The organism is Pseudomonas sp. NBRC 111130, assembly GCF_001320485.1.
In the GTDB taxonomy this organism is placed as follows: Bacteria; Pseudomonadota; Gammaproteobacteria; order Pseudomonadales; family Pseudomonadaceae; genus Aquipseudomonas; species Aquipseudomonas vlassakiae.
Genome location: NZ_BCBG01000010.1, coordinates 1 through 20,011, shown reverse-complemented (window position 1 = coordinate 20,011; position 20,011 = coordinate 1). Strand labels below are relative to the sequence as shown.

At 62.9% G+C, this 20,011-nt stretch carries 24 protein-coding genes; 10 read left to right on the top strand and 14 right to left on the bottom strand.

The features are described 5' to 3' along the window. The first annotated feature begins 1 nt into the window (after position 1). From APH33_RS04530 to APH33_RS04515, 4 genes are all read left to right on the top strand, one after another. Positions 2 to 1,129: an acyl-CoA dehydrogenase gene (locus APH33_RS04530; protein WP_054884005.1), complete on the top strand. Its 1,128-nt coding sequence runs from the start codon at positions 2 to 4 to the stop codon at positions 1,127 to 1,129. Positions 1,130 to 1,142: 13 nt separating this feature from the next. After that, positions 1,143 to 1,916 (top strand): enoyl-CoA hydratase, encoded by a 774-nt coding sequence (locus APH33_RS04525; protein WP_054884004.1) that lies wholly within the window; start codon positions 1,143 to 1,145, stop codon positions 1,914 to 1,916. 288 nt (positions 1,917 to 2,204) lie between these two features. Then, positions 2,205 to 2,609, top strand: coding sequence for a TraR/DksA C4-type zinc finger protein (locus APH33_RS04520; RefSeq protein ID WP_003259022.1), 405 nt, complete (start codon positions 2,205 to 2,207; stop codon positions 2,607 to 2,609). A 186-nt stretch (positions 2,610 to 2,795) separates the two neighbouring features. Next, positions 2,796 to 2,990 carry a hypothetical protein gene (locus tag APH33_RS04515; protein ID WP_054884003.1) on the top strand — a complete coding sequence of 65 codons (195 nt, stop codon included), beginning with the start codon at positions 2,796 to 2,798 and terminating at the stop codon, positions 2,988 to 2,990. Positions 2,991 to 2,996: 6 nt separating this feature from the next. Here the strand turns inward: APH33_RS04515 and APH33_RS04510 are convergent, their stop codons facing one another. After that, positions 2,997 to 3,194: a hypothetical protein gene (locus APH33_RS04510; protein ID WP_082433444.1), complete on the bottom strand. Its 198-nt coding sequence runs from the start codon at positions 3,192 to 3,194 to the stop codon at positions 2,997 to 2,999. Between the two features lie 308 nt (positions 3,195 to 3,502). On the opposite strand from APH33_RS04510, the gene APH33_RS04505 reads away from it, so the two are divergent. Then, positions 3,503 to 3,973 (top strand): hypothetical protein, encoded by a 471-nt coding sequence (locus APH33_RS04505; protein WP_054884001.1) that lies wholly within the window; start codon positions 3,503 to 3,505, stop codon positions 3,971 to 3,973. Continuing rightward, on the top strand, positions 3,970 to 4,182 hold the full coding sequence (locus APH33_RS04500; protein WP_054884000.1) for a hypothetical protein: 213 nt from the start codon (positions 3,970 to 3,972) through the stop codon (positions 4,180 to 4,182). Before APH33_RS04505 ends, APH33_RS04500 begins: the two co-directional genes overlap by 4 nt. Positions 4,183 to 4,193: 11 nt before the next feature. On the opposite strand, the gene APH33_RS04495 is transcribed toward APH33_RS04500, so the two are convergent. The 7 genes from APH33_RS04495 to APH33_RS04465 all read right to left on the bottom strand — a co-directional run bounded on the left by APH33_RS04495 (position 4,194) and on the right by APH33_RS04465 (position 11,351). Further along, complete coding sequence (locus tag APH33_RS04495) at positions 4,194 to 4,559, bottom strand: Na+/H+ antiporter subunit G (RefSeq protein ID WP_054883999.1); 366 nt, start codon at positions 4,557 to 4,559, stop codon at positions 4,194 to 4,196. Further along, on the bottom strand, positions 4,556 to 4,834 hold the full coding sequence (locus APH33_RS04490; RefSeq protein ID WP_054883998.1) for a K+/H+ antiporter subunit F: 279 nt from the start codon (positions 4,832 to 4,834) through the stop codon (positions 4,556 to 4,558). Before APH33_RS04490 ends, APH33_RS04495 begins: the two co-directional genes overlap by 4 nt. Next, positions 4,831 to 5,319, bottom strand: a complete 489-nt coding sequence (locus tag APH33_RS04485) for a Na+/H+ antiporter subunit E (protein ID WP_054883997.1) — start codon at positions 5,317 to 5,319, stop codon at positions 4,831 to 4,833. The genes APH33_RS04490 and APH33_RS04485 overlap by 4 nt, the downstream gene beginning before the upstream one ends. Beyond that, positions 5,316 to 6,995, bottom strand: coding sequence for a monovalent cation/H+ antiporter subunit D (locus APH33_RS04480; protein ID WP_054883996.1), 1,680 nt, complete (start codon positions 6,993 to 6,995; stop codon positions 5,316 to 5,318). The genes APH33_RS04485 and APH33_RS04480 overlap by 4 nt, the downstream gene beginning before the upstream one ends. Then, the gene (locus APH33_RS04475; RefSeq protein ID WP_012315281.1) at positions 6,992 to 7,336 is read right to left on the bottom strand and encodes a Na+/H+ antiporter subunit C; all 345 of its coding nucleotides are present in this window, start codon (positions 7,334 to 7,336) and stop codon (positions 6,992 to 6,994) included. Before APH33_RS04475 ends, APH33_RS04480 begins: the two co-directional genes overlap by 4 nt. Then, on the bottom strand, positions 7,336 to 10,251 hold the full coding sequence (locus tag APH33_RS04470) for a monovalent cation/H+ antiporter subunit A (protein ID WP_054883995.1): 2,916 nt from the start codon (positions 10,249 to 10,251) through the stop codon (positions 7,336 to 7,338). Before APH33_RS04470 ends, APH33_RS04475 begins: the two co-directional genes overlap by 1 nt. 149 nt (positions 10,252 to 10,400) lie before the next feature. Then, positions 10,401 to 11,351, bottom strand: a complete 951-nt coding sequence (locus APH33_RS04465; RefSeq protein ID WP_054883994.1) for a DMT family transporter — start codon at positions 11,349 to 11,351, stop codon at positions 10,401 to 10,403. 84 nt (positions 11,352 to 11,435) lie between these two features. Between APH33_RS04465 and APH33_RS04460 the strand changes: the two genes are divergently transcribed. After that, complete coding sequence (locus tag APH33_RS04460; RefSeq protein ID WP_054883993.1) at positions 11,436 to 11,999, top strand: helix-turn-helix domain-containing protein; 564 nt, start codon at positions 11,436 to 11,438, stop codon at positions 11,997 to 11,999. A 12-nt stretch (positions 12,000 to 12,011) separates the two neighbouring features. Here the strand turns inward: APH33_RS04460 and APH33_RS04455 are convergent, their stop codons facing one another. Continuing rightward, complete coding sequence (locus tag APH33_RS04455) at positions 12,012 to 12,560, bottom strand: cysteine hydrolase family protein (RefSeq protein ID WP_054883992.1); 549 nt, start codon at positions 12,558 to 12,560, stop codon at positions 12,012 to 12,014. 82 nt (positions 12,561 to 12,642) lie between these two features. On the opposite strand from APH33_RS04455, the gene APH33_RS04450 reads away from it, so the two are divergent. After that, positions 12,643 to 13,632 (top strand): GlxA family transcriptional regulator, encoded by a 990-nt coding sequence (locus tag APH33_RS04450; RefSeq protein WP_054883991.1) that lies wholly within the window; start codon positions 12,643 to 12,645, stop codon positions 13,630 to 13,632. Here the strand turns inward: APH33_RS04450 and soxR are convergent. Further along, positions 13,624 to 14,076 (bottom strand): redox-sensitive transcriptional activator SoxR, encoded by a 453-nt coding sequence (gene soxR / locus APH33_RS04445; RefSeq protein ID WP_054883990.1) that lies wholly within the window; start codon positions 14,074 to 14,076, stop codon positions 13,624 to 13,626. The two genes, APH33_RS04450 and soxR, sit on opposite strands and share 9 nt — an antisense overlap. Before the next feature lie 86 nt (positions 14,077 to 14,162). On the opposite strand from soxR, the gene APH33_RS04440 reads away from it, so the two are divergent. Beyond that, complete coding sequence (locus APH33_RS04440; protein ID WP_054883989.1) at positions 14,163 to 14,543, top strand: hypothetical protein; 381 nt, start codon at positions 14,163 to 14,165, stop codon at positions 14,541 to 14,543. Here the strand turns inward: APH33_RS04440 and APH33_RS04435 are convergent. Together APH33_RS04435 and APH33_RS04430 are read right to left on the bottom strand one after the other, a co-directional pair. Further along, entirely contained in the window at positions 14,522 to 15,292 is a 771-nt protein-coding gene (locus APH33_RS04435; protein ID WP_054883988.1) for a S9 family peptidase, read from the bottom strand. The genes APH33_RS04440 and APH33_RS04435 overlap by 22 nt on opposite strands. After that, positions 15,276 to 16,394, bottom strand: a complete 1,119-nt coding sequence (locus tag APH33_RS04430) for a DUF3182 family protein (protein WP_054883987.1) — start codon at positions 16,392 to 16,394, stop codon at positions 15,276 to 15,278. Before APH33_RS04430 ends, APH33_RS04435 begins: the two co-directional genes overlap by 17 nt. A 202-nt stretch (positions 16,395 to 16,596) precedes the next feature. Between APH33_RS04430 and APH33_RS04425 the strand changes: the two genes are divergently transcribed. Continuing rightward, positions 16,597 to 18,405: an aminopeptidase P family protein gene (locus tag APH33_RS04425; RefSeq protein WP_054883986.1), complete on the top strand. Its 1,809-nt coding sequence runs from the start codon at positions 16,597 to 16,599 to the stop codon at positions 18,403 to 18,405. Between the two features lie 54 nt (positions 18,406 to 18,459). Here APH33_RS04425 and APH33_RS04420 read toward each other — a convergent pair whose 3' ends face one another. Both APH33_RS04420 and rhtA read right to left on the bottom strand, forming a co-directional pair. After that, positions 18,460 to 18,741 (bottom strand): hypothetical protein, encoded by a 282-nt coding sequence (locus tag APH33_RS04420; RefSeq protein WP_054883985.1) that lies wholly within the window; start codon positions 18,739 to 18,741, stop codon positions 18,460 to 18,462. A gap of 190 nt (positions 18,742 to 18,931) precedes the next feature. Next, complete coding sequence (gene rhtA, locus APH33_RS04415) at positions 18,932 to 19,819, bottom strand: threonine/homoserine exporter RhtA (protein WP_054883984.1); 888 nt, start codon at positions 19,817 to 19,819, stop codon at positions 18,932 to 18,934. Positions 19,820 to 20,011 lie beyond the last annotated feature (192 nt).

The window sequence follows — 20,011 nt, the reverse complement described above, 5'->3', positions numbered from 1 at the left end:
CATGCTGGTAACTGACGAGCAACAACAGATCGCCGATGCGGTACGCGCCTTTGCCCAGGAGCGCCTCAAGCCGTTCGCCGAGCAATGGGACAAGGAACACCGTTTCCCGAAAGAGGCCATCGAGGAAATGGCCGGGCTCGGTCTGTTCGGCATGCTGGTGCCGGAGCAGTGGGGCGGCAGTGACACCGGTTACGTGGCGTATGCCATGGCGCTGGAAGAGATCGCTGCGGGTGATGGCGCTTGCTCGACCATCATGAGCGTGCACAACTCGGTGGGTTGCGTGCCGATCCTGCGCTTTGGCAACGAACAGCAGAAGGAGCAGTTCCTCAGGCCCCTGGCCATGGGTTCGATGCTCGGCGCTTTCGCCCTGACCGAACCGCAAGCCGGTTCCGACGCCAGCAGCCTGAAGGCCCGGGCAAGGCTTGAGGGGGAGCACTATGTGCTCAACGGCAGCAAGCAGTTCATTACCTCGGGGCAGAATGCCGGTGTCGTGATCGTCTTCGCCGTGACCGATCCGGATGCCGGCAAGCGCGGCATCAGTGCCTTCATCGTGCCTACCGATTCGCCGGGCTACCAGGTGGCGAGGGTCGAAGACAAGCTCGGCCAGCACGCCTCCGACACCTGCCAGATCGTCTTCGACAACGTGCGCGTGCCGGTGGCCAACCGCCTGGGCGCCGAAGGCGAGGGCTACAGGATCGCGCTGGCCAACCTCGAAGGTGGCCGTATCGGTATCGCTTCGCAGGCAGTGGGCATGGCCCGTGCGGCCTTCGAAGTGGCACGCGACTACGCCAATGAGCGACAGAGCTTCGGCAAACCGCTGATCGAACACCAGGCGGTGGCCTTCCGCCTGGCCGACATGGCGACCAGGATTGCCGTGGCCCGGCAGATGGTGCTGCATGCCGCCGCACTGCGCGATGCCGGGCGCCCGGCGCTGGTGGAAGCGTCGATGGCCAAGCTTTTCGCCTCGGAAATGGCCGAAAAGGTCTGTTCGGATGCCTTGCAGACCCTGGGCGGATATGGCTATCTGAGTGACTTCCCGCTGGAGCGGATTTACCGCGACGTTCGGGTCTGCCAGATCTACGAAGGCACCAGCGACATTCAGCGCATGGTCATTGCGCGTAATCTTTGAAGGAGCAGACTGCATGGCATTCGAAACCATCCTGTTGGACATCCACGGCAAAGTCGGCCTGATCACCCTCAACCGCCCGCAGGCGCTGAACGCACTCAACGCGCAGATCGTCAGCGAGATCAACCAGGCCCTGGACCAGCTCGAGCGCGACCCGAACATCGGCTGCGTGGTGCTGACAGGTTCCGCCAAGGCCTTTGCCGCTGGCGCCGACATCAAGGAAATGGCCGAGCTGCAGTATCCGCAGATTTACGTCGAGGACCTGTTCAGCGATTCGGACCGCATCGCCAACCGTCGCAAGCCGATCATCGCTGCCGTGTCGGGGTTTGCCTTGGGCGGTGGCTGTGAGCTGGCGATGATGTGTGACTTCATCCTGGCAGCCGACAACGCCAAGTTCGGCCAGCCGGAAATCAACCTCGGCGTGCTGCCAGGCATGGGTGGCACCCAGCGCCTGACCCGGGCCGTGGGCAAGGCCAAGGCCATGGAACTGTGCCTGACCGGCCGCCTGATGGGGGCTGAGGAAGCCGAGCGTGCCGGCTTGGTGGCGCGTATCGTGCCGCAGGCCGAGTTGGTGGACGAGGCATTGAAGGTGGCAGCGACCATCGCCAGCAAATCGGTGCCGGTCAGCATGATGGTCAAGGAAAGCGTCAACCGAGCTTTCGAGGTCACCCTCAGTGAAGGCGTGCGCTTCGAACGTCGAGTGTTCCATGCTGCGTTTGCCACCGAAGACCAGAAAGAAGGGATGGCGGCTTTCATCGCCAAACGCGAGGCACAGTTCAAAGACCGTTGACTGAGGCGGGGCATCGTCCTGCTGCAAGGTTGAGCTTCATGTCGCCACGGCGTCCCTCGGGATACCGTGGCGCGTTCGTATTTATGTCGGGCAAGGGTGCCAGCGGGCGGATTCCAAGCCATTTCGGGCGTTTCTCCCCTGATTGCTGTTGCTCATGACGGCTTGGCGCCTTAGACTGCCGCCCCCTGTAAAAGAGTGCCGGTTGGCGCTTGAAGAATTCCGCTGCCGATGTGAAGGCGTCGGCGGCACCCGAATCGCCCAAATGCACATTTTTTCATAGAGAATTCGATGACCAAGGAACAGTTGCTGGCCATGTCGGCCGATGACTACATGAACGCTGACCAGCTGGCTTTCTTTGCTGGCCTGCTGCAGGCGATGAAAGTCGAAACCCATGAGCGCATCGAGCTGAGCCGTGCCACCATCGAAGGCCTGGACACCCCGTCGGACCCTGCCGACGTGGCATCGGTCGAGGAAGAGCGCAGCTGGCTGGTGAACGCCATCGACCGCGATCAGCGCTTGCTGCCGCAGCTGGAAATGGCGCTGGACCGCATCGCCGACGAAAGCTTCGGCTGGTGTGATGATAGCGGTGAGCCGATTGGCCTGAAGCGCCTGCTCATCAGCCCGACCACCAAGTATTGCATCGAAGCCCAGGAGCGCCACGAGCAGCTCGACCGCCACCAGCGTCAGGTCTGACCGGCCGCCTTGCGCCAGCCCCATGGAGTAATCCCTGGGGCTTTTTGCGTTTTTTGCGTCGAAGGCGCTTGCGGGTTTTGTTGCTCGGAACGTAACACTGCTGTACCGGGATGTGCTGTTTCAGGGCAGTCGGCGGGCGTATCATGACCTCATCGTTAGGGTGCTATCAAAGTGCCGGAGGAAATGATGAACAGCCGAGTCGATGTCGCCGTGATGATCGGTTCAGGTGTGCCAGCAGGTTTGCAGGCACGAGGCAAGCGGGTGTGTTGGGTGGTCCTGGTCAATGGCGAGCGCCGTGGTACCGCGTTCGCCACCCGTCGCGAGGCCATGGAATGCCAAGCCGCCTGGTTGCAGATCATGCAGGATGGCCACGCCGCCTGAGGTCATTCAGGCTTCCAGGCTGCGGGCCAGTGCGCAGGCATCGCGGTGCAGGCGGCGAAAACCCTTGACCCTGCCAGTGGCACTTTCGGTCACGTGGAAGAATTCGATACCTGCGGGTATGACGACGTAGCGTGGCCTGTTGCTGACGTATGCGTGGTAAGAAATGCTCTTTACCTCTCGACGGATTTCGGTGTTTTCGTGCATATTCATTCCCCGGTAATGCGTTGATTGGATAGCTGAGCCCGTTGTGCCAAGGGGCTTGCAGTTATCTATTGCATCTTTTCTGGCGGGTTTGTTGTCAGACATTACGCTTCCCTGACAGGGAATATGCCGAAAGCCCGTTTTGAGGCCACGTCTGGCAAGCCGGAGTAAAGTTTCCTGCGAGCTACATCGCCAGCAGGCACAGACGTTTCGCGCATCACTTTATTATTCTTTTCGCCTATCGAATTGAAATGGCCGCGCCTCACCGACTCCGAGTGAGGGCGGATGTCACCGGTTTGAGGATTACTTCATTGGCAGTCAGTACACTGGATACCCACGCCTTGTTTGCCCTGGGCGATTTGCGCGGCAAATTGGCCAAGCTGTTTCAGGGCCGTTTCATCTATGTCACCGAACAGAACCCCGAAGGCCTTTACATGGCCGAGATCGATACCGAGAGCGCCTTGGTAGTCGATGACAAGCAACGCCTGGAACTGAAGGTCGGCGATCACTTTCGTGCCGCAGTGTTGCCTAGCCGCGAAGGCGGCAAGCTGGAAATGCGCTTTCGCGACATCAAGCTGAATGTCTACGGTGTAGGCGACTACGCATTTGTTTCGGTGCCGGAAGGTGAGGGCATCGTATTCCGCGAGGGCCACGGTGTGATGCTGGTGTTCGCCGCGCAACAACAGGTTCAGGAAGGGCTGGGCAAGCTGCTCAAGGCGGTGACCGGCAAGGTCGCGAAGTGGCGCAAAGGCGAGCTGACCACCTTCAAGGCCAGTGAATGAACGAAGGTGACGAAGCGCCAGGAACGCGTGCCGAGTTTCATCGGCAATACCAGGCGCAAGCCATGGCCGAGGCCCGGCGCCTGCTGGCGCAACGAGAGGCGATGGGCTTGGGCTGGCTGACCTGGGTGGCGGCCCAGTTGTATCAGCTGAGCCCTGCGCCTTATGCCGCCATGGTACGGCGCGAGTTGCAGCGCCTGACCCAAGGCTGAGCACAGCCGCTTCAGTTGCCGCGATCCCGGCCGCTGCTGACTTCTTCCGGTACGGCTTCGTTCGCCATGCGTTTGCGGAACAGCGCCGCCCTGGCCAGCAACAGGGTAGTGACCGGCACGGTGATCGACAGCAGGATCGGAATCAGCCAGGCGTGGAGCACCGGGCTATCCTTGAGCCAGGAAAAGTAGATGATCGATGCCAGGGCCACGCACCAGGCGCCGATGGTCGATGCCAGGGCCGGTGGGTGCATGCGCTGGAAGTAGTCTTTCAGGCGCAGCAGGCCAATGGCGCCGATCAGCGCGAAGAGGCTGCCGATCAGCAGCAGGGCGGCAGTCACCAGCTCAAGCCAGAACGGCAGTTCAAGGGTTTCAGTCATTCGATCACCTCACCACGCAACAGGAACTTGGCCAAGGCGAACGACCCGACAAAGCCGAACAGGGCAATCAGCAGTGCACCTTCGAAATAGGTGTCACTGGCATAGCGGATCCCCAGCACCAGCATCGTCAGCATGCCCAGGATGTACAGGTAGTCCAGTGCCAGCACCCGGTCCTGTGCGGAGGGGCCGCGGAACAGCCGGACCAACGCCAGGCCCATGGCCAGGGCGAAGATGAACAGGCTGGCGAGGACTGCGTTGGCGAGCAGGCCTGTCATTCGAAAATCTCCATCAGCGGGCGTTCGTAGGTGAGCTTGAAGTGCTCGATGAAGCCGGCTTCGTCGTCGAGGTCGAACACATGCAGCAGCAGTACGCTGCGGTCCAGGGCCAGCTCCGACCATACGGTGCCGGGTACGACCGTGGTGATCATCGACAGTGCTGCGAGGCCGTGGGCGTCGCGCAGGTCCAGTGGGATGTGCACGAATGCCGAGCGAGGTGGGCGTTGCCCGGCGCGCAGCACGCCGATGGCCACCAGCAGGTTAGAGTGGATGACATCGATGCCGACCCGGCCAATCAGCTTTGCCACCACCCAGGGTTTGCGCACATGCGCGTACTGCGGGCGCAACGGTGCCATCAGCAGCGGGGCCAGCACGCCAAGCGTTGCGCCCAGCAACAGGTTGCCGGGACTGACCGACAGGTTCAACAGCAGCCACAGCACGAACAAGGCCATGGACAGCAGAGGTGCGGGGAACAGTCGGCTCATGGCTGCACCTGTACGTCGAGTGTGGTCGGGCCGGGAATGGGCCGGGCCGCCATCACCGCTTCGATGTAGGCTTGCGGTGCCTGCAGGCTGGCCGCCGTGTCCTGGGTATAGCGCAGCAGCGGTTCGGCCCTGAAACTGAGGATGATGCACAGGCCGAGCAGGATCACGATCGGCAGGCACTCGTAGCGGCGCAGTACGGGCGATGGGCGCTCTTCGGGCTTCCAGAAACGCTGGATGCCGACCCGACCAAAGGCGATCAGCGAGGCCATGCCCGAGAGAATGAGCAAGGCCACCAGCCCCCAGCCTGCCACCGATAGCGGTTGTTCGGCGGGCATGCCCAGGCCTTGTGGATTGAACAGCGCGCTGATCAGGTTGAGCTTGGCAACGAACCCGGATAGCGGCGGCATGCCGATGATCAGCAGGGCGCAGGCGATGAAGCTCAGGCCAAGGAAGGCCATGGTCCAGGGGATGATCTGGCCGATGACCACTTTCTGCTCGTCGTCGAGGTTGATGCCCTTGGGTGGGTGCAGCGACTCGAGCGGTGAAGGCATGGCATCTTCTTCTTCATCCAGTGGCGCTTCGTTGGCCGAGCGCGAGCGCTCGACCAGTTCGGCCAGCAGGAACAGCGCGCACAGCGCCAGGGTCGAGTTGACCAGATAGAACAGCGCGGCGCCGGTAAGCGCCGGCTGGGCGAAACCGACCGCGCCGAGCAAGGTGCCGGCGGAAACCAGGATGCTCAGTGCGGCCATGCGCTCCAGGCGCTGTGCGGCCAGTATCGACACCGCTGCCACGGCGAGGGTCGCCAGGCCGCCGTAGATCAGCCATTGCCCGCCAAAGTGCGCCGAGGCCCCTGCCTGCCCGGAGAACAGCAGGGTCCACAGGCGCAGTACGGCGTACAGGCCGACCTTGGTCATGATCGCAAACAGCGCTGCGACTGGCGCACTGGCCGAGGCGTAGGCGGGCACCAGCCAGAAATTCAGCGGCCAGATGCCGGCCTTGGCCAGGAAGGCCATGGCCAGGATCGCTGCACCTGCATGCAACAGGCCACGGTCGGCTTCCGGCACCAGAGGGATCTTCAGGGCGAGGTCGGCCATGTTGAGGGTGCCGGTGACGCCATACAGCATCGCCGCCCCGACGAGGAACAGCGATGAGGCGAACAGGTTTATGGCTATGTAATGCAGCCCGGCACGCACCCGGGCACGGCCCGAGCCATGCAGTAGCAGGCCGTAGGAGGCGGCCAGCAAGACTTCGAAGAACACGAACAGATTGAACAGGTCGGCGGTGAGGAAGGCGCCATACAGGCCCATCAGCTGAATCTGGAACAACGCGTGGAAGCTGGCGCCGGCACCATCCCAGCGGGCGCGGGCGAACAGCAGGGCGCTGATGCCGATGACACCCGTCAGGGTCAGCAGCAGTGCGCAAAGATGATCCACCACCAGCACGATGCCAAAGGGCGCGGGCCAGTTGCCTGGGAGGTAGACGCCGATCGATTCGGCCTGCCCCTGGGTGCGTACCCATAGCAGCAGGCTCACGGCGATGGCCAGGCCGGTGAAAGTGGACAGCAGGTTCAGGCGCGCCTTGATCCGCCGATGCTTTTCGCCAAGCAGCAGCATCACTGCGGCAGTCAGCAGCGGTAGCAGGATAGGGGCGACGATCAGTTGACTCATGCCACTCATTCGTCACGCTCCCGGCCATCCACATGGTCGGTGCCGGTCAGGCCACGCGATGCCAGCAGCACTACCAGGAACAGCGCGGTCATGGCAAAGCTGATGACAATGGCCGTGAGCACCAGCGCCTGTGGCAGCGGATCGGTGTAGTGCAGCAGGTCCTGAGTCACGCCTTCCTTGATGATCGGCTCCTTGCCGATGAACAGGCTGCCCATGCTGAAGATGAACAGGTTGACCCCATACGACAGCAGGCACAGGCCCATGATCACCTGGTAGGTCCGAGGGCGCAGGATCAACCACACCCCCGAGGCGGCCAGTACACCGATGGCGACTGCGATGACTTCTTCCATCAGGCGGCTCCTGCTTGGCTGGGCTTCGATGGGCTGCCCGGGCGGTAGGCGCGCACCGACTGGTGCGCGAGGGCGGTGAGGATCAGCAGCGTCGAGCCGACCACCACGGTGAACACGCCGATGTCGAAGAACAGCGCGCTGGCCACGTGCACATCGCCGAGCAGGGGCAGGTGCAGGTGGGCGGTATGGGTGGTGAGGAACGGATAGCCGAGCAGCATGGCGCCAGCCCCGGTCAGGGTTGCACAGAGTAGCCCGGTGCCCATCCAGCGCAGCGGCCGCAGGCTCATTTGCGCCTCGACCCACTGGGTGCCGGCCACCATGTACTGAAGGATGAACGCCACCGACATCACCAGGCCAGCGACGAAACCGCCGCCCGGCTGGTTATGGCCACGCATGAACAGGTACATCGATACCAGCAGGGCGATCGGCAGCAGCAGGCGCACAAGCACCGCCGGCACCATCATGAACCCCAGAGCGGTGTCGGTGGCATGCCGCGGGTTGATCAGGTCGGTGACCACGTCCGGCGCCAGCTGACGCTGCTGCGCGGGTAACTGCATGCTCTCTTTCGGCGGGCGGAAGCGCCGCAGCAGGGCGAACACAGTCAGCGCCACGGCCACCAGTACGGTGATCTCGCCGAGGGTGTCGAAGCCGCGGAAATCCACCAGCATCACGTTGACCACATTGGTGCCACCGCCTTGTGGCAGGGCGCGGCTGAGGTAGAACGAAGAGATGTCGTTGGGTGTCGGCCGGGTCAGCATGGAGTAGGACAACACGGCCATGCCGCCGCCGACCAGTATCGCCAGCAGCAGGTCGCGCAGGCGGCGGGCACGGGCACGGTCGAGGCTGCCAGGTAGCGGCGACACACCTTCGATGCGCCGTGGCAACCAGCGCAGGCCAAGCAGGATCAGTACCGTGGTGACCACTTCGACCACGAGTTGGGTCAGGGCCAGATCAGGGGCGGAGAACCAGACGAAGGTGATGCAGGTCATCAGGCCGCAGACACCGACCATGATCAGCGCGGCCAAGCGATGGTACTTGGCCTGATAGGCAGCCCCGATGGCACAGGCGATAGCGATCAGCCACAATGCGACGAACACCCCGGAGCCCGGGATCTTCGGCCGGTCACCCCAGCTCAGGCCGCTGTACAGCATCGGCGAGAGGCCGGCGATGAAGGCGGCCAGTACCAGCATGAACAGTTGCGACTGCAGGCGGCGGCTGGTCAGCAACCGCTCGATGCGCCGTGCCAGCAGCATCAGCCGGACCTGACCGTGCTCGAACAGGCGCTTGCCGTTGAGGCGCTCGATCAGCGGTGGATACGGGAAGCGCCCGAGACGCAGCTGGTTGCGCAACAGCAGGTAGAGCACGATACCGCCGCACATGGCCATCAGGCTCATGATCAGCGGGGCATTCCAGCCGTGCCAGATGGCCAGGCTGTATTCTGGCAGCGTGCCACCCACCACCGGCAGTGCAGCGGCGGCCAGCAGCGGGCCGACCGACTGGGCCGGGAATATGCCCACTACCAGGCAGGTGAGGACCAGCAGTTCGACCGGTGCGCGCATCCAGCGAGGTGGTTCGTGCGGCGTGTGTGGCAGGTCTTCTGCCGTAGGCCCGAAAAATACATCGACAGTGAAGCGCAGGGCATAGGCGACGCTGAAGGTCCCGGCGAGGGTGGCGATCACCGGCAGCATTGCTTCGACCCACGCGGTTGAGCTGATGAACACGGTTTCGGCGAAGAACATTTCCTTGGACAGGAAGCCGTTCATCAGCGGCACGCCGGCCATCGAGGCGCTGGCCACCATGGCCAGGGTCGCGGTATAGGGCACCAGGCGGACCAGGCCGCTCAGGCGGCGGATGTCACGGGTGCCGCTTTCATGGTCGATGATGCCGGCGGCCATGAACAACGAGGCCTTGAAGGTAGCGTGATTGAGAATGTGGAACACGGCGGCGACCGCTGCCAGCGGACTGTTGAGGCCCAGCAGCAGCGTGATCAGGCCCAGGTGGCTGATGGTCGAATAGGCCAGCAGGCCCTTGAGGTCGTTCTGGAACATTGCGGCGAAGGCGCCCAGCAGCAGGGTAATGGCACCCGCGCCGCCCACTATCCAGAACCATTCTTCGGTGCCCGACAGCACTGGCCAGAGGCGTGCCAGCAGGAACACGCCGGCCTTGACCATGGTCGCCGAGTGCAGGTAGGCGGAAACCGGAGTGGGTGCTGCCATGGCATGGGGCAGCCAGAACTGGAAGGGGAATTGCGCACTCTTGCTCAATGCGCCGATCAGGACAAGGGGCAGCAACACCGGGTACAGGGCGTGCTGGCGTATGGTTTCGCCGGCAGCCAGGACCTTGTCCAGGTCGTAGCTGCCGACCACATGGCCGAGCAGCAGGGCCCCGACCAGCAGGCATAGGCCACCGGCCCCGGTGACCATCAAGGCCATGTAGGCGCCGCGGCGGGCGTCGGCGCGGTGATGCCAGTAACCGATCAGCAGGAACGAGAACAGGCTGGTCAGTTCCCAGAAGAACACCAGCTGGATCAGGTTGCCGGAGATTACCAGGCCGAGCATGGCACCCATGAATGCCAGGAAAAAGGCGAAGAAGCGTGGCACCGGGTCTTGCGGCGACATGTAGTACCGGGCATACAGCGACACCAGCGCGCCGATACCCAGTACCAGCAATGAGAACAGCCAGGCGAAACCGTCCATGCGCAGGACCAGGTTCAGCCCCAGGCTGGGCAGCCACAGCAGTTCTTCGCGAATAACCCCGCCATCGACAACCTGAGGGTACAGCAGTGCTACCTGGACGGTGCCGACCAGGGCCACGAGCCCAGCCAGGATGGACTCTGCGTTACGTGCGTTGTGCGGCAGCGCAGCTGCCAGGCAACTGCCCAGGAACGGCAGAAGCAGTAGCACTATCAATGACATAGCGTTCTATTCTGGAAAGGTTTGCAAGGATCATACGTGCCGGGCCGTTGATCACCAACACGCAAGCTGTCGCAGAATCCTACAAAAGCGCTGTGACAAGCTGTTTTTTTATAACAGTTTTTTACAAAGCATAGACGCTGCCGGGCGCTTCACAGGCCGGCTTCAGTTTCGCGCGCGGCTGGTGCCTCGAGGGCATCGCTGCCTTCCCGGCTGCGCCGGATCTTCAGTTCGCTCACCACCACGGCAATGACGATCAGCAACCCGCCGATCAGTGCGATGCCTGGCAAGCGCTCGCCAGCGATGCGCCCAACGATGCCGGCCCACACCGGCTCGCCCGCGTAGATCAGCGTGGCGCGGGTGGGTGAAACCGACTTCTGTGCCCAGTTCATCGCCACCTGGATCACCGCGCTCATGGCGCCAAGGCCCAACGCGCTGAGCAACAGCAACCAGGAAAAGTCGGGCAGACGCTCCTGGGTAGGCACGATCATCAGGAACGCCAGCAGCGAAGCGGTCGCCAACTGCACCACGGTGACCCGGCGCACATCGACCTGGCCGGCGAAGCGGCTGATCAGGATGATCTCGGCGGCGATGGCCACGGCGCTCACCAGGGTCACCACTTCACCTTCGCTGAAGTGCAGCGCGCCGCCTTCGGGGCCGGCCAGCAGCATCAGGCCGACGAACGCCAGGCAGATGCCGATGCTCGGCATCAGCCCTGGACGGCGGCCCAGCACCAGCCACTGGAGCAATGGCACGAACGGCACATAAAGCGCGGTGATGAAGGCCGACTGGCTGCTGCTGATGGTTTGCAAGCCCATGGTCTGCAGGCCGTAGCCCAGCATGATGGAGACGCCGATCAGCACGCCGGCTTTCAATTCGGTGAAGGTCAGGCCGGGCAATGCACGCGCCGATGCCAGGCCGACAAACAGCGCCGCTGCGGCGAAGCGCAGGCCGACGAAGAACATCGGGCCGCTCACGGTCATGACGTTGTGCACCAGCAGGAAGGTACCGCCCCACAGCATGGTGATGAACACCAGCACCATTTCGGCCTTGCTCAGGCGAAAAGAGACTGCGGTTTGTGGGCTGCTGGTCGGTCGGCTCATGGTCTTGCGCACTCGGAGGGAGCGGCGCACAATCGCCGCAAAGTGGGCAGTATACTGCGCAAATCCCTACCAGTGAGCAATATAGTGCACAAAGATTCGACGCACCGTGCCTCGGTGCTGCAGCATGTCAGCCTTAATGTCCGCAGCCTGCGCAATGCGACCGGGCTGAGCCAGAGCGCCCTGGCCGAACGTTCCGGGGTCAGCCGGCGAATGCTCGTGGCGATCGAGGCGGGCGAGAAGAATGTCAGCCTGACGACCCTCGACCTGATTGCCGAAGCCCTGGGTGTCGCCTTCAGCACCCTGATCCAGGCCCCCGGTCAGCGCGACCCCAGCCGCATCGACGAACTGGCCTGGACGGGCAAGCACCCGCAGAGCAAGGCCGTGCTGCTGGCCAGCAGCAGTGCCCGGCGCGAAGTGGAAATCTGGGAATGGACCCTCGCGTCTGGCGAGTACTACACCAGCGAAGCTGATGCCGAGGGCTGGAGTGAGCAGATCTATGTGGCCGAAGGCCAGTTGACGCTTATTATCGAGGGCGCCGAGCACTGCCTGCAGGTCGGGCAGTTCCATGTATTTCCCAGCAACTGCCGCTATGCCTATCGCAATGATGGGACAGTGCCCGTGCGCTTTGTGCGTAACGTGGTGATCTGATGCCTTTGAAGGTCAATCGTTGAGCAATTCGTCGGTCTTCACCACCTTGGCATAGGCGAACGCCAACGCCGCCATGGCCGAGTCGTGCACATGGGTGGCCGGTACCTGCTTGCCCTCGAACTCCAGCGGCAAGGTGGCGCAGGCATCGTGGGCCACGGTGACGTCGAAGCCGAAGTCGGCGGCGGCGCGGGAGGCGGCATCGATGCACATGTGGCTCATGCTGCCGACGATGGTCACAGCCTTGACCTGATGCCGGTCCAGCGTCTGCTTGAGATCGGTCCCGAGGAACGCGTTGACCTTGTGCTTGAGCACGACCGGCTCGCCCGCTGCAGGGGCCACCTTGTCGTGGATGGCTGCGCCCTCGGAGCCTGGCGCGAAGAAGGGCGCATCGGCGCTTTCGAACTCATGCTTCACATGCACCACCAGATCGCCCTTGGCGCGCGCTGCAGCGAGCAGGCGTGCGGCGTTGTCAGCTGCCTGGTCGGCCCCCTCGAGGGTCCATTTGCCGCCGGGGAAATAGTCGTTCTGGATGTCGATGATGATCAGGGCCTGCTTGCTCATGCTGCCTCCTGTGGCAGTAGTAGTTGGATGACGATAGTTATAGGCTGTGGGCATCGACTTGAGGATTGGCGCGATCGACACAATGGCGGCAAAAACTGACAGCCCCGGCAACCTGGAGATCGGCCTGCTGCACTACCCGGGCGCGCAGCGCGCGGCGTTGCACGGCCTGAGCGACGTGTTCAGCGTGGCCAATCGCATGGTCGCCGAGCTGGGCGCCGTCGGGCTGCCGCAGATCCGGGTCAGCCACTGGCAGCTCGATGAGGCAGGGCTGTTGCAGCGCATTGAGGACGGCCTTGGCGCGGCGAGCCAGCCGCTGCGTGTGTTGATCATCCCGCCGAGCCTGGAGGCGACCCCGCCCCCGGATCTGCTCGAACGTCACCGGCAGCCGTTGTGCCAATGGCATGGCCAAGGCACGGTGATGGCGTCAGTGTGTATCGGCGTGTTCTTCATTGCCGCCAGTGGCCTGCTCGATGGGCGGGCAGCCAGTTCTCACTGGAATTACGCGCAAACCCTTGCCGAGCGTTACCCCAAGGTCCATGTGGAGGCCAATCTGCCGCTGCTGGATGACGGCGACATCATCACTTCTGCTGGCCTGATGGCATGGACCGAACTGGGGTTGCGCCTGCTGGAGCGCTATCTCGGCGCGTCGGTGGCCTGGGAGACGGCGCGCTACCTGTCCGTCGAGCCGGTCAGCAGGCCATTGCCGGGGGCGCTGTTCAGCCCGCGCCTGGACCATGGCGACGAGGCGGTGCTGAAAGTTCAGCACTGGTTGCAGGCAGCGGGTGCGCAAGACGCCGACCTCGCCGGCATGGCCACTTGTGCCGGGCTAGAGGTGCGCACATTCCTCCGGCGCTTTCGTGCGGCCACCGGCCTCAAGCCTACCGAGTACTGCCAGCAAGTAAGGGTGGGGCGTGCCTGCCGAATGCTGGAGTTCACCCGGCGCACGGTCGAGCAGATTGCCTGGGGGGTCGGTTATCAGGACCCGGGGGCGTTTCGCAAGGTGTTCCAACGCATTACCGGGCTGACTCCCAGCGAGTATCGGCAGCGCTTGGCCTTGCCTGGCTCAGGGTAGATGCGGCCCCGGCCCCTCATCCGCCAGATGATCCTGGCGATTGCGCAGCGGGCATTCCTTCAGCGACATGCAACCGCAGCCGATGCAGCCGTCGAGCTGGTCGCGCAGCCTGACCATTTCGTCGATCCTGTGGTTCAGATCCTCACGCCAGCGTGCCGATAGGCGCCGCCAGTCTTCGGCGGTCGGAGTTTGGTCGTTGGGCAGAGTGGCCAGCGCCGAGGCAATCTCGGCCAGCGCGATGCCCAGGCGCTGGGCCATCTTGATCACCGCGACCCGGCGCAGCATTGCCCTTGGGTAGCGCCTTTGGTTGCCCGCATTACGGGTGCTCTGGATCAGGCCCTTGGTTTCGTAGAAATGCAATGCAGTCACTGCCACGCCGCTACGCGCGGCCAACTGGCCGACGCTGAGCAGCTTTTCCGGGGCAGTGGGGGATGGCTTGGGCATGGGAAAAAACGCTTGACCTTGAGTTAACTGGAGGTTTTACCCTTCTGGCGATTCCGAATCAAGCGCTCGCAGCAAGGAGACACGCGATGACGGCCACCACGCATTCCCTGTGGTTCACCCAGATGATCGAATATGAAGTGCCCGCTTCCCGCCAGGTGGCACTGGCTGAGGCATTGGTTGCGCGCAGCGAGGAGTTGGCTGCGCGATGCCAAGGTTTGCAAAGCGTCAGCATCCAGACCAGTGACGATGGCAGCCGGGTCTTGCAAAACCTGCAATGGCAATCACGCCAGGCTTGGGTGGTAGCGGCGGAGTTGTTTGCCGAGGAGCCCTTTTTCGAACTGCTTAGGCGCCATCAGGCGCGTGGTGTCAACTTTTCCGCGTATCAGGCGATGCGCAGCCTGATACGCGGGGCCGATGGCGGGCTGCATTGCCAGGTTGCCGACCTTCAGGCGTACCAGGGTGCGTAGTGCGGGTAGCGGTCCAGGCGTGCGCCGATCACCATCTCGCTGACCCATGCGGCCAGGATCGAGCTATAAGCCTTCTGGCTTTGCTCACTCGATAGGGCGTGATCGGCACCGTCGACGATGCGATGGGTCAGCGAATGAGCGCTGACGAATGCCGAGCGGTAGCTCATCAGTGTGGCGTGGGGCACGTAGTCATCCTGCTCCGATTCGACCAGCAGCACATCACCGGAAAACTCGGCACAGGCCGCCAGCGCACGGTTGTCGGAGGGGCCGAGCAGGCGCAAGCGGTAATCGTTCAGGCGCTGGCGGTCGAGCGCCTGTTTGGGCATGTTCCATTCGTCATCCCAGTACATCGCTGGCACGCGCAACGCCAGCCATTTCACTGGCCGCTGCAAGGTCAGCAAGGTGGCCAGATAGCCACCGTAGCTGCTGCCAATGATGGCGATCGCGCTGCTGTCCACCGCCGGATGACTGACCAGCCGATCGTAGGCAGCCAGCAGGTCCTGGAGATTCTGCTCGCGCGTGACGGTCAGGCGCTGGCTTTCGGTTTTCGCGTGGCCGCGCAGGTCGAAGGTCATGCACACGCAGCCCAGGCCCGTAATGTGCCGTGCGCGTGCCAGGTCGCGCTGCTGGCTGCCGCCCCAGCCGTGGACGAAGAGAATGCCGGGCATCTTGCTGCCGGGGCTGACCAGCGTGCCGACGATGCTGTCATCCTCGACCTGCAGTTCCACGGTTTCACTCTGAATGCTCATGCCGGCGAATCCGTGCGTATTTGCTGAGTTGTCCGAGTTCACTGTCGTTTCCTTGATAGAAGAGGGTGGCGTCAGCGGGCAAGTCTGGCGTGCCGAACACTTCATGGGTTGAGGCGCATACCTGCTGTAGTGCCGGGTCGTCGGCAAATGCCTGCAGTGCCAGGAGCTCTGCGCTGCTGGCTCCCCCTAGACGCCACGATTGTTCGAGCACGCCGCTGCGCACATGGCCGTCGGCCGTAATGCCGCGAGCGATATCGTAGTTGCGCCGCGATGCGATGAAGCCCGGGAAGTGCTGCTCGGCGGCTTGCTCGTAGGCCATGGCCTGGGTAATTGCCAGGCGCAGGTGGTCTTCCAGAGGCCGTTGCAGCAGGGCCAGGTAGTCACCGCGCACCACGACCAGTTCGGAGCCGCCGTAGACTTCGGTACCTTGGTGGTCCCGGGTCAGCTGCTGGGTGCCGTGATAACTGCAGGTCAAGCCGCCGACGCGGACCTGACCGACACTGAAGGTCTCGACACTGCTCAGGTCTTCTTCCAGCACCAGGCCCCACAGGGCAAGGTCCCGTTCATCGATGTTGCTCAACAGCGGTTCCAGCTGATCCGCCTCGAAGATGACGTGCTGGCCCCGGCCCGCACTCGCCAGCACCGGCTTGACCCGGACTGGACCATCAAGCAGCAGCAATTGGGTGGCGCGCCGGGCATCGGCCTTGCTGAAAACGGTGTAGCCGCGAAGTAATGCATCGCTTGCCTGGCGGGCGAAGGCATCGGTCCAGCCCGGTGGGAATTGGGCATCGGCCGGTATCGGGTGGGAAATGGCCTTGGTAGCCATGTAAGGGTGGCTGACCAGTCCGCCGAACAGGTCGTGCTCGCTGCGAATGCCCATGGCGGCATAACGCTCAGGGCCGACCAGGGTTTCGGTAGGCAGGTAATAGTAGTGCGGGTCGTCCTTTGCGGGCACGCCCGGCAGTACGGCATGACAACCCAGCAGCCGGGCCAGGCGGTCCGCCAGTTTCATGTGCACGGCATGTTCATGTTCCGGGGTGTGCTCGCGAGTGTCGAGCAATACCACGGCGGTCTTCGGCTGGCGGGCACTGGGCATGGGCATCTGCCTGTGTGCAGTGAATGTACAGGTTGTGAAGCCACTGCCATCGGTAAGTTCAGCTGGATGTGACTGACGGTCCCGGCCCGGCTGCAGGTGGCGGGATGGGCATAGCGTGCCGTGAGTCGGCCGCCGCGATTGCGGGACTGTGGCAGCTGTTCCATTATTCTCCCCCTGGAACAACCACGATGTGACCGCAGGAGTGCGCATGAACGTTCAGACCACGATTGAGCAAAGTGTGCCGGAGCGCTTGGCGCGCGTGCGCGCAGTCATGGCCCGGGAGGGGGTCGATGCCCTGTTGGTGCCGTCGGCCGACCCACACCTCTCCGAGTATCTGCCGGGCTATTGGCAAGGGCGTCGGTGGCTGTCGGGCTTTGACGGTTCGGTAGGTACATTGGTGGTGACCGCAGACTTCGCGGGGGTGTGGGTCGACAGCCGTTACTGGGAGCAAGCCGAGAAGGAGCTGGCCGGTAGCGGCATCGTCTTGATGAAGCTTCTGCCGGGCAAGCCGGGTGCGCTGGAATGGCTGGGTGACAATGTTCGGCTCAAAGGTACTGTAGCCGTAGATGGTGCAGTCATGGCGCTGGCTTCGGCCCGCCAGCTCGAGGAGCGACTCAAGGCCCGCGAGGCGCACTTGGCAACCGATCGGGACTTGCTCGCCGAGGTGTGGGAGGGCCGCCCGGCGCTGCCTGCCAACCCGATCTATCAGCACCTGCCGCCCTATGCCACGGTCAGCCGGGCCGAGAAGCTTCGCCAACTGCGGGCAACGCTGCAGGAAAGGGGCGCTGATTGGCACTTCATCGCGACGCTGGACGACATCGCCTGGCTGTTCAACCTGCGCGGCAGTGATGTGTCCTACAACCCGGTCTTCGTGTCCTTTGCACTGGTTGGCAAGGGCCAGGCGATCCTGTTCGTCGGCACCGGAAAGCTTGATGAGCACTTGCGCCATGTACTTGAGGTCGACGGCATCGAGGTGCGCGATTACAGCAAGGTTGCGCAGGCGTTGGCTGAACTGGCCCCGCATAGCCGACTGCTGGTCGACCCGGCTCGCGTGACTTGCGGCTTGCTGAAGCATCTGGATGCCCAGGTTCAGCTGATCGAAGGGCTGAACCCGACCACCCTGAGCAAATCACGCAAAGGTGAAGAAGAGCTGGTGCACATCCGCCAGGTCATGGAGCAGGATGGCGCGGCCTTGTGCGAATTCTTCGCCTGGTTTGAGGCGCATCAGGGTCAGGAGGCCATCACCGAACTGACGGTCGATGAGCAGTTGAGCGCTGCGCGCGCTCGCCGACCAGGTTTCGTCTCGCTGAGCTTTTCGACCATTGCCGCGTTCAACGGCAATGGCGCGATGCCGCATTACCGCGCTACCGAGGAATCCCACGCGACCATCGAAGGTGATGGCCTGCTGCTGATCGATTCCGGTGGGCAGTATCTGGGGGGCACCACCGACATCACGCGGATGGTTCCGGTAGGCACGCCAAGCGTCATGCAAAAGCAGGACTGCACGCGCGTGCTCAAGGGCATGATTGCCTTGTCGCGAGCCAGCTTCCCGCGCGGCATCCTGTCACCGTTGCTCGATGCCATTGCACGGGCGCCGATCTGGGCAGACCAGGTGGACTATGGGCACGGTACCGGGCATGGTGTTGGCTACTTCATGAACGTGCACGAAGGTCCCCAGGTGATTGCCTACCAGGCGGCAACCTCGCCTCAGACGGCAATGCAGGTGGGCATGATCAGCTCGATCGAGCCGGGGACCTACCGGCCGGGCGCCTGGGGTGTGCGCATCGAGAACCTGGTGGCGAACCGCGAGGCGGGCAATAGCGCGTTCGGCGAGTTCCTCTGCTTCGAGACGCTGACGCTGTGCCCTATCGATACGCGCTGCTTGCTTCCCGAAATGCTGACCACGCAAGAGCGGGATTGGCTGAACCAGTATCACGCCACGGTACACGAGCGCTTGGCTCCTTTGCTGCAAGGTGCTGCGCTGGATTGGCTGAAGGCGCGCACGGCGCCGCTTTGACGGATGCTGGCAATCGGTACATATAAAGAAGGGCAGCTCGCAGGCTGCCCTTTTCTATTTACAGATGACGATCATGCTGCGGCTGGTGTAGCCGGCGGGGTTGATGCCGAACAGGTAGTCCCCGGGCTCCTCGTCGGTGTCTCCGGAGCGGGCGATCACCTTGTAACCGCGAGCGCTGCAGGAAGTGGCCGCTTTGCTGTAGCACTTGTCCCATGACGAAGACAGGCCAGAGCAATTGATATGCAGGCCTTTCTTCCCCTTTTTGACCTCAGTTTTGGCCGTTGCGGCGCATCCGGCCATGGCCAAGACGGCCAGGATGAGCAAAATACGTTTCATTCCTGTCCTTAAATGCACGGGCCGATCAGCTGTCTGGCCCAGTCGTTATCGCTTCGGTCTTCCTGAACCTTCCTCGGCTTCCGTGTCCGCTCAAGTAGATAGCGTAAAGATTATGATTTTGTGACAGCTTAATCAGCGAGGCGAGCGGGGACAATCATTAATCTTGTCTCAAATGAAAATGCTTCTCAAATCAGTCTGCTGCAACTGCAGGACTTGTCTCACGGCGCATGGACAATGTCGCGCCTACGGAGGCTGCGATGATCGCAAGAATGGCCAGCCACTGGGTGGTGCTGAGTACCTCGCCGAGGAACAGCAGGCCTGACAGCGCGCCAATCGCCGGTTCGATACTCATCAGCGTGCCGAAGGTGCGGGCCGGCATGCGGGTCAGGGCGACCATTTCCAGGCTGTAGGGCAGGGCGGTCGAAAGCACGGCGACACCCAGTGCCAGAGGGATAACGGCAGGGGTGAGCAGCGCACTACCGGCATGTACGATGCCGACAGGCGCGACAAACAGCGCTGCGACCACCACGCCGAGGGCCGCACTCTGGATACCATGCTCGGCGCCGGCACGTTGGCCAAACAGAATATACAGTGCCCAGCACACACCCGCGCCCAGTGCATAGGCCGCACCCTGCAGGTCCAACGGCTGACCACCGTGCCCGACCGGCAGCAGCAACAACAGACCCGCGACGGCCAGGGCAATCCACACGAAGTCCAGCGCACGCCGCGAGGCAAACAGCGCTACTGCCAGGGGGCCGGTGAACTCCAGGGCGACAGCGATGCCCAGCGGTGTGGTCTGCAGGGACATATAGAAGAGGAAGTTCATGCCGCCCAGTGACATGCCGTAGATGACCACGTTGCGCAGGGTGTTGGCGGTCAGGCGGACCCGCCATGGCCGCAGGATCAGCAGCATGATGATGCTGGCGAAGATCAGGCGCAGGGTGGTGGTGCCTTGAGCGCCAATGATAGGGAACATGCTTTTGGCCAATGAGGCGCCGGACTGGATCGAGGCCATGGCAATCAGCAGCAGGCCGATCGGGAAGAGAGTGGCGGCCAGGCTGCGGGGCTGGGTGTTCATTTCTGCGCGGCTATCCTTGGGAGGTGTACGGGGGTGTGCAATATAGTGCGCAATTGCTTGGGTTGGGTGCAAGGGGATAGGGGATCGGCTTTTCTTGAAATTTAGCTTGACGGGGTTTCGAATCCCCTTATAATGCGCCCCACTTCCAGCGACATCGGAACGACAAACTCCTTGAAATTCAACGAGTTAGGT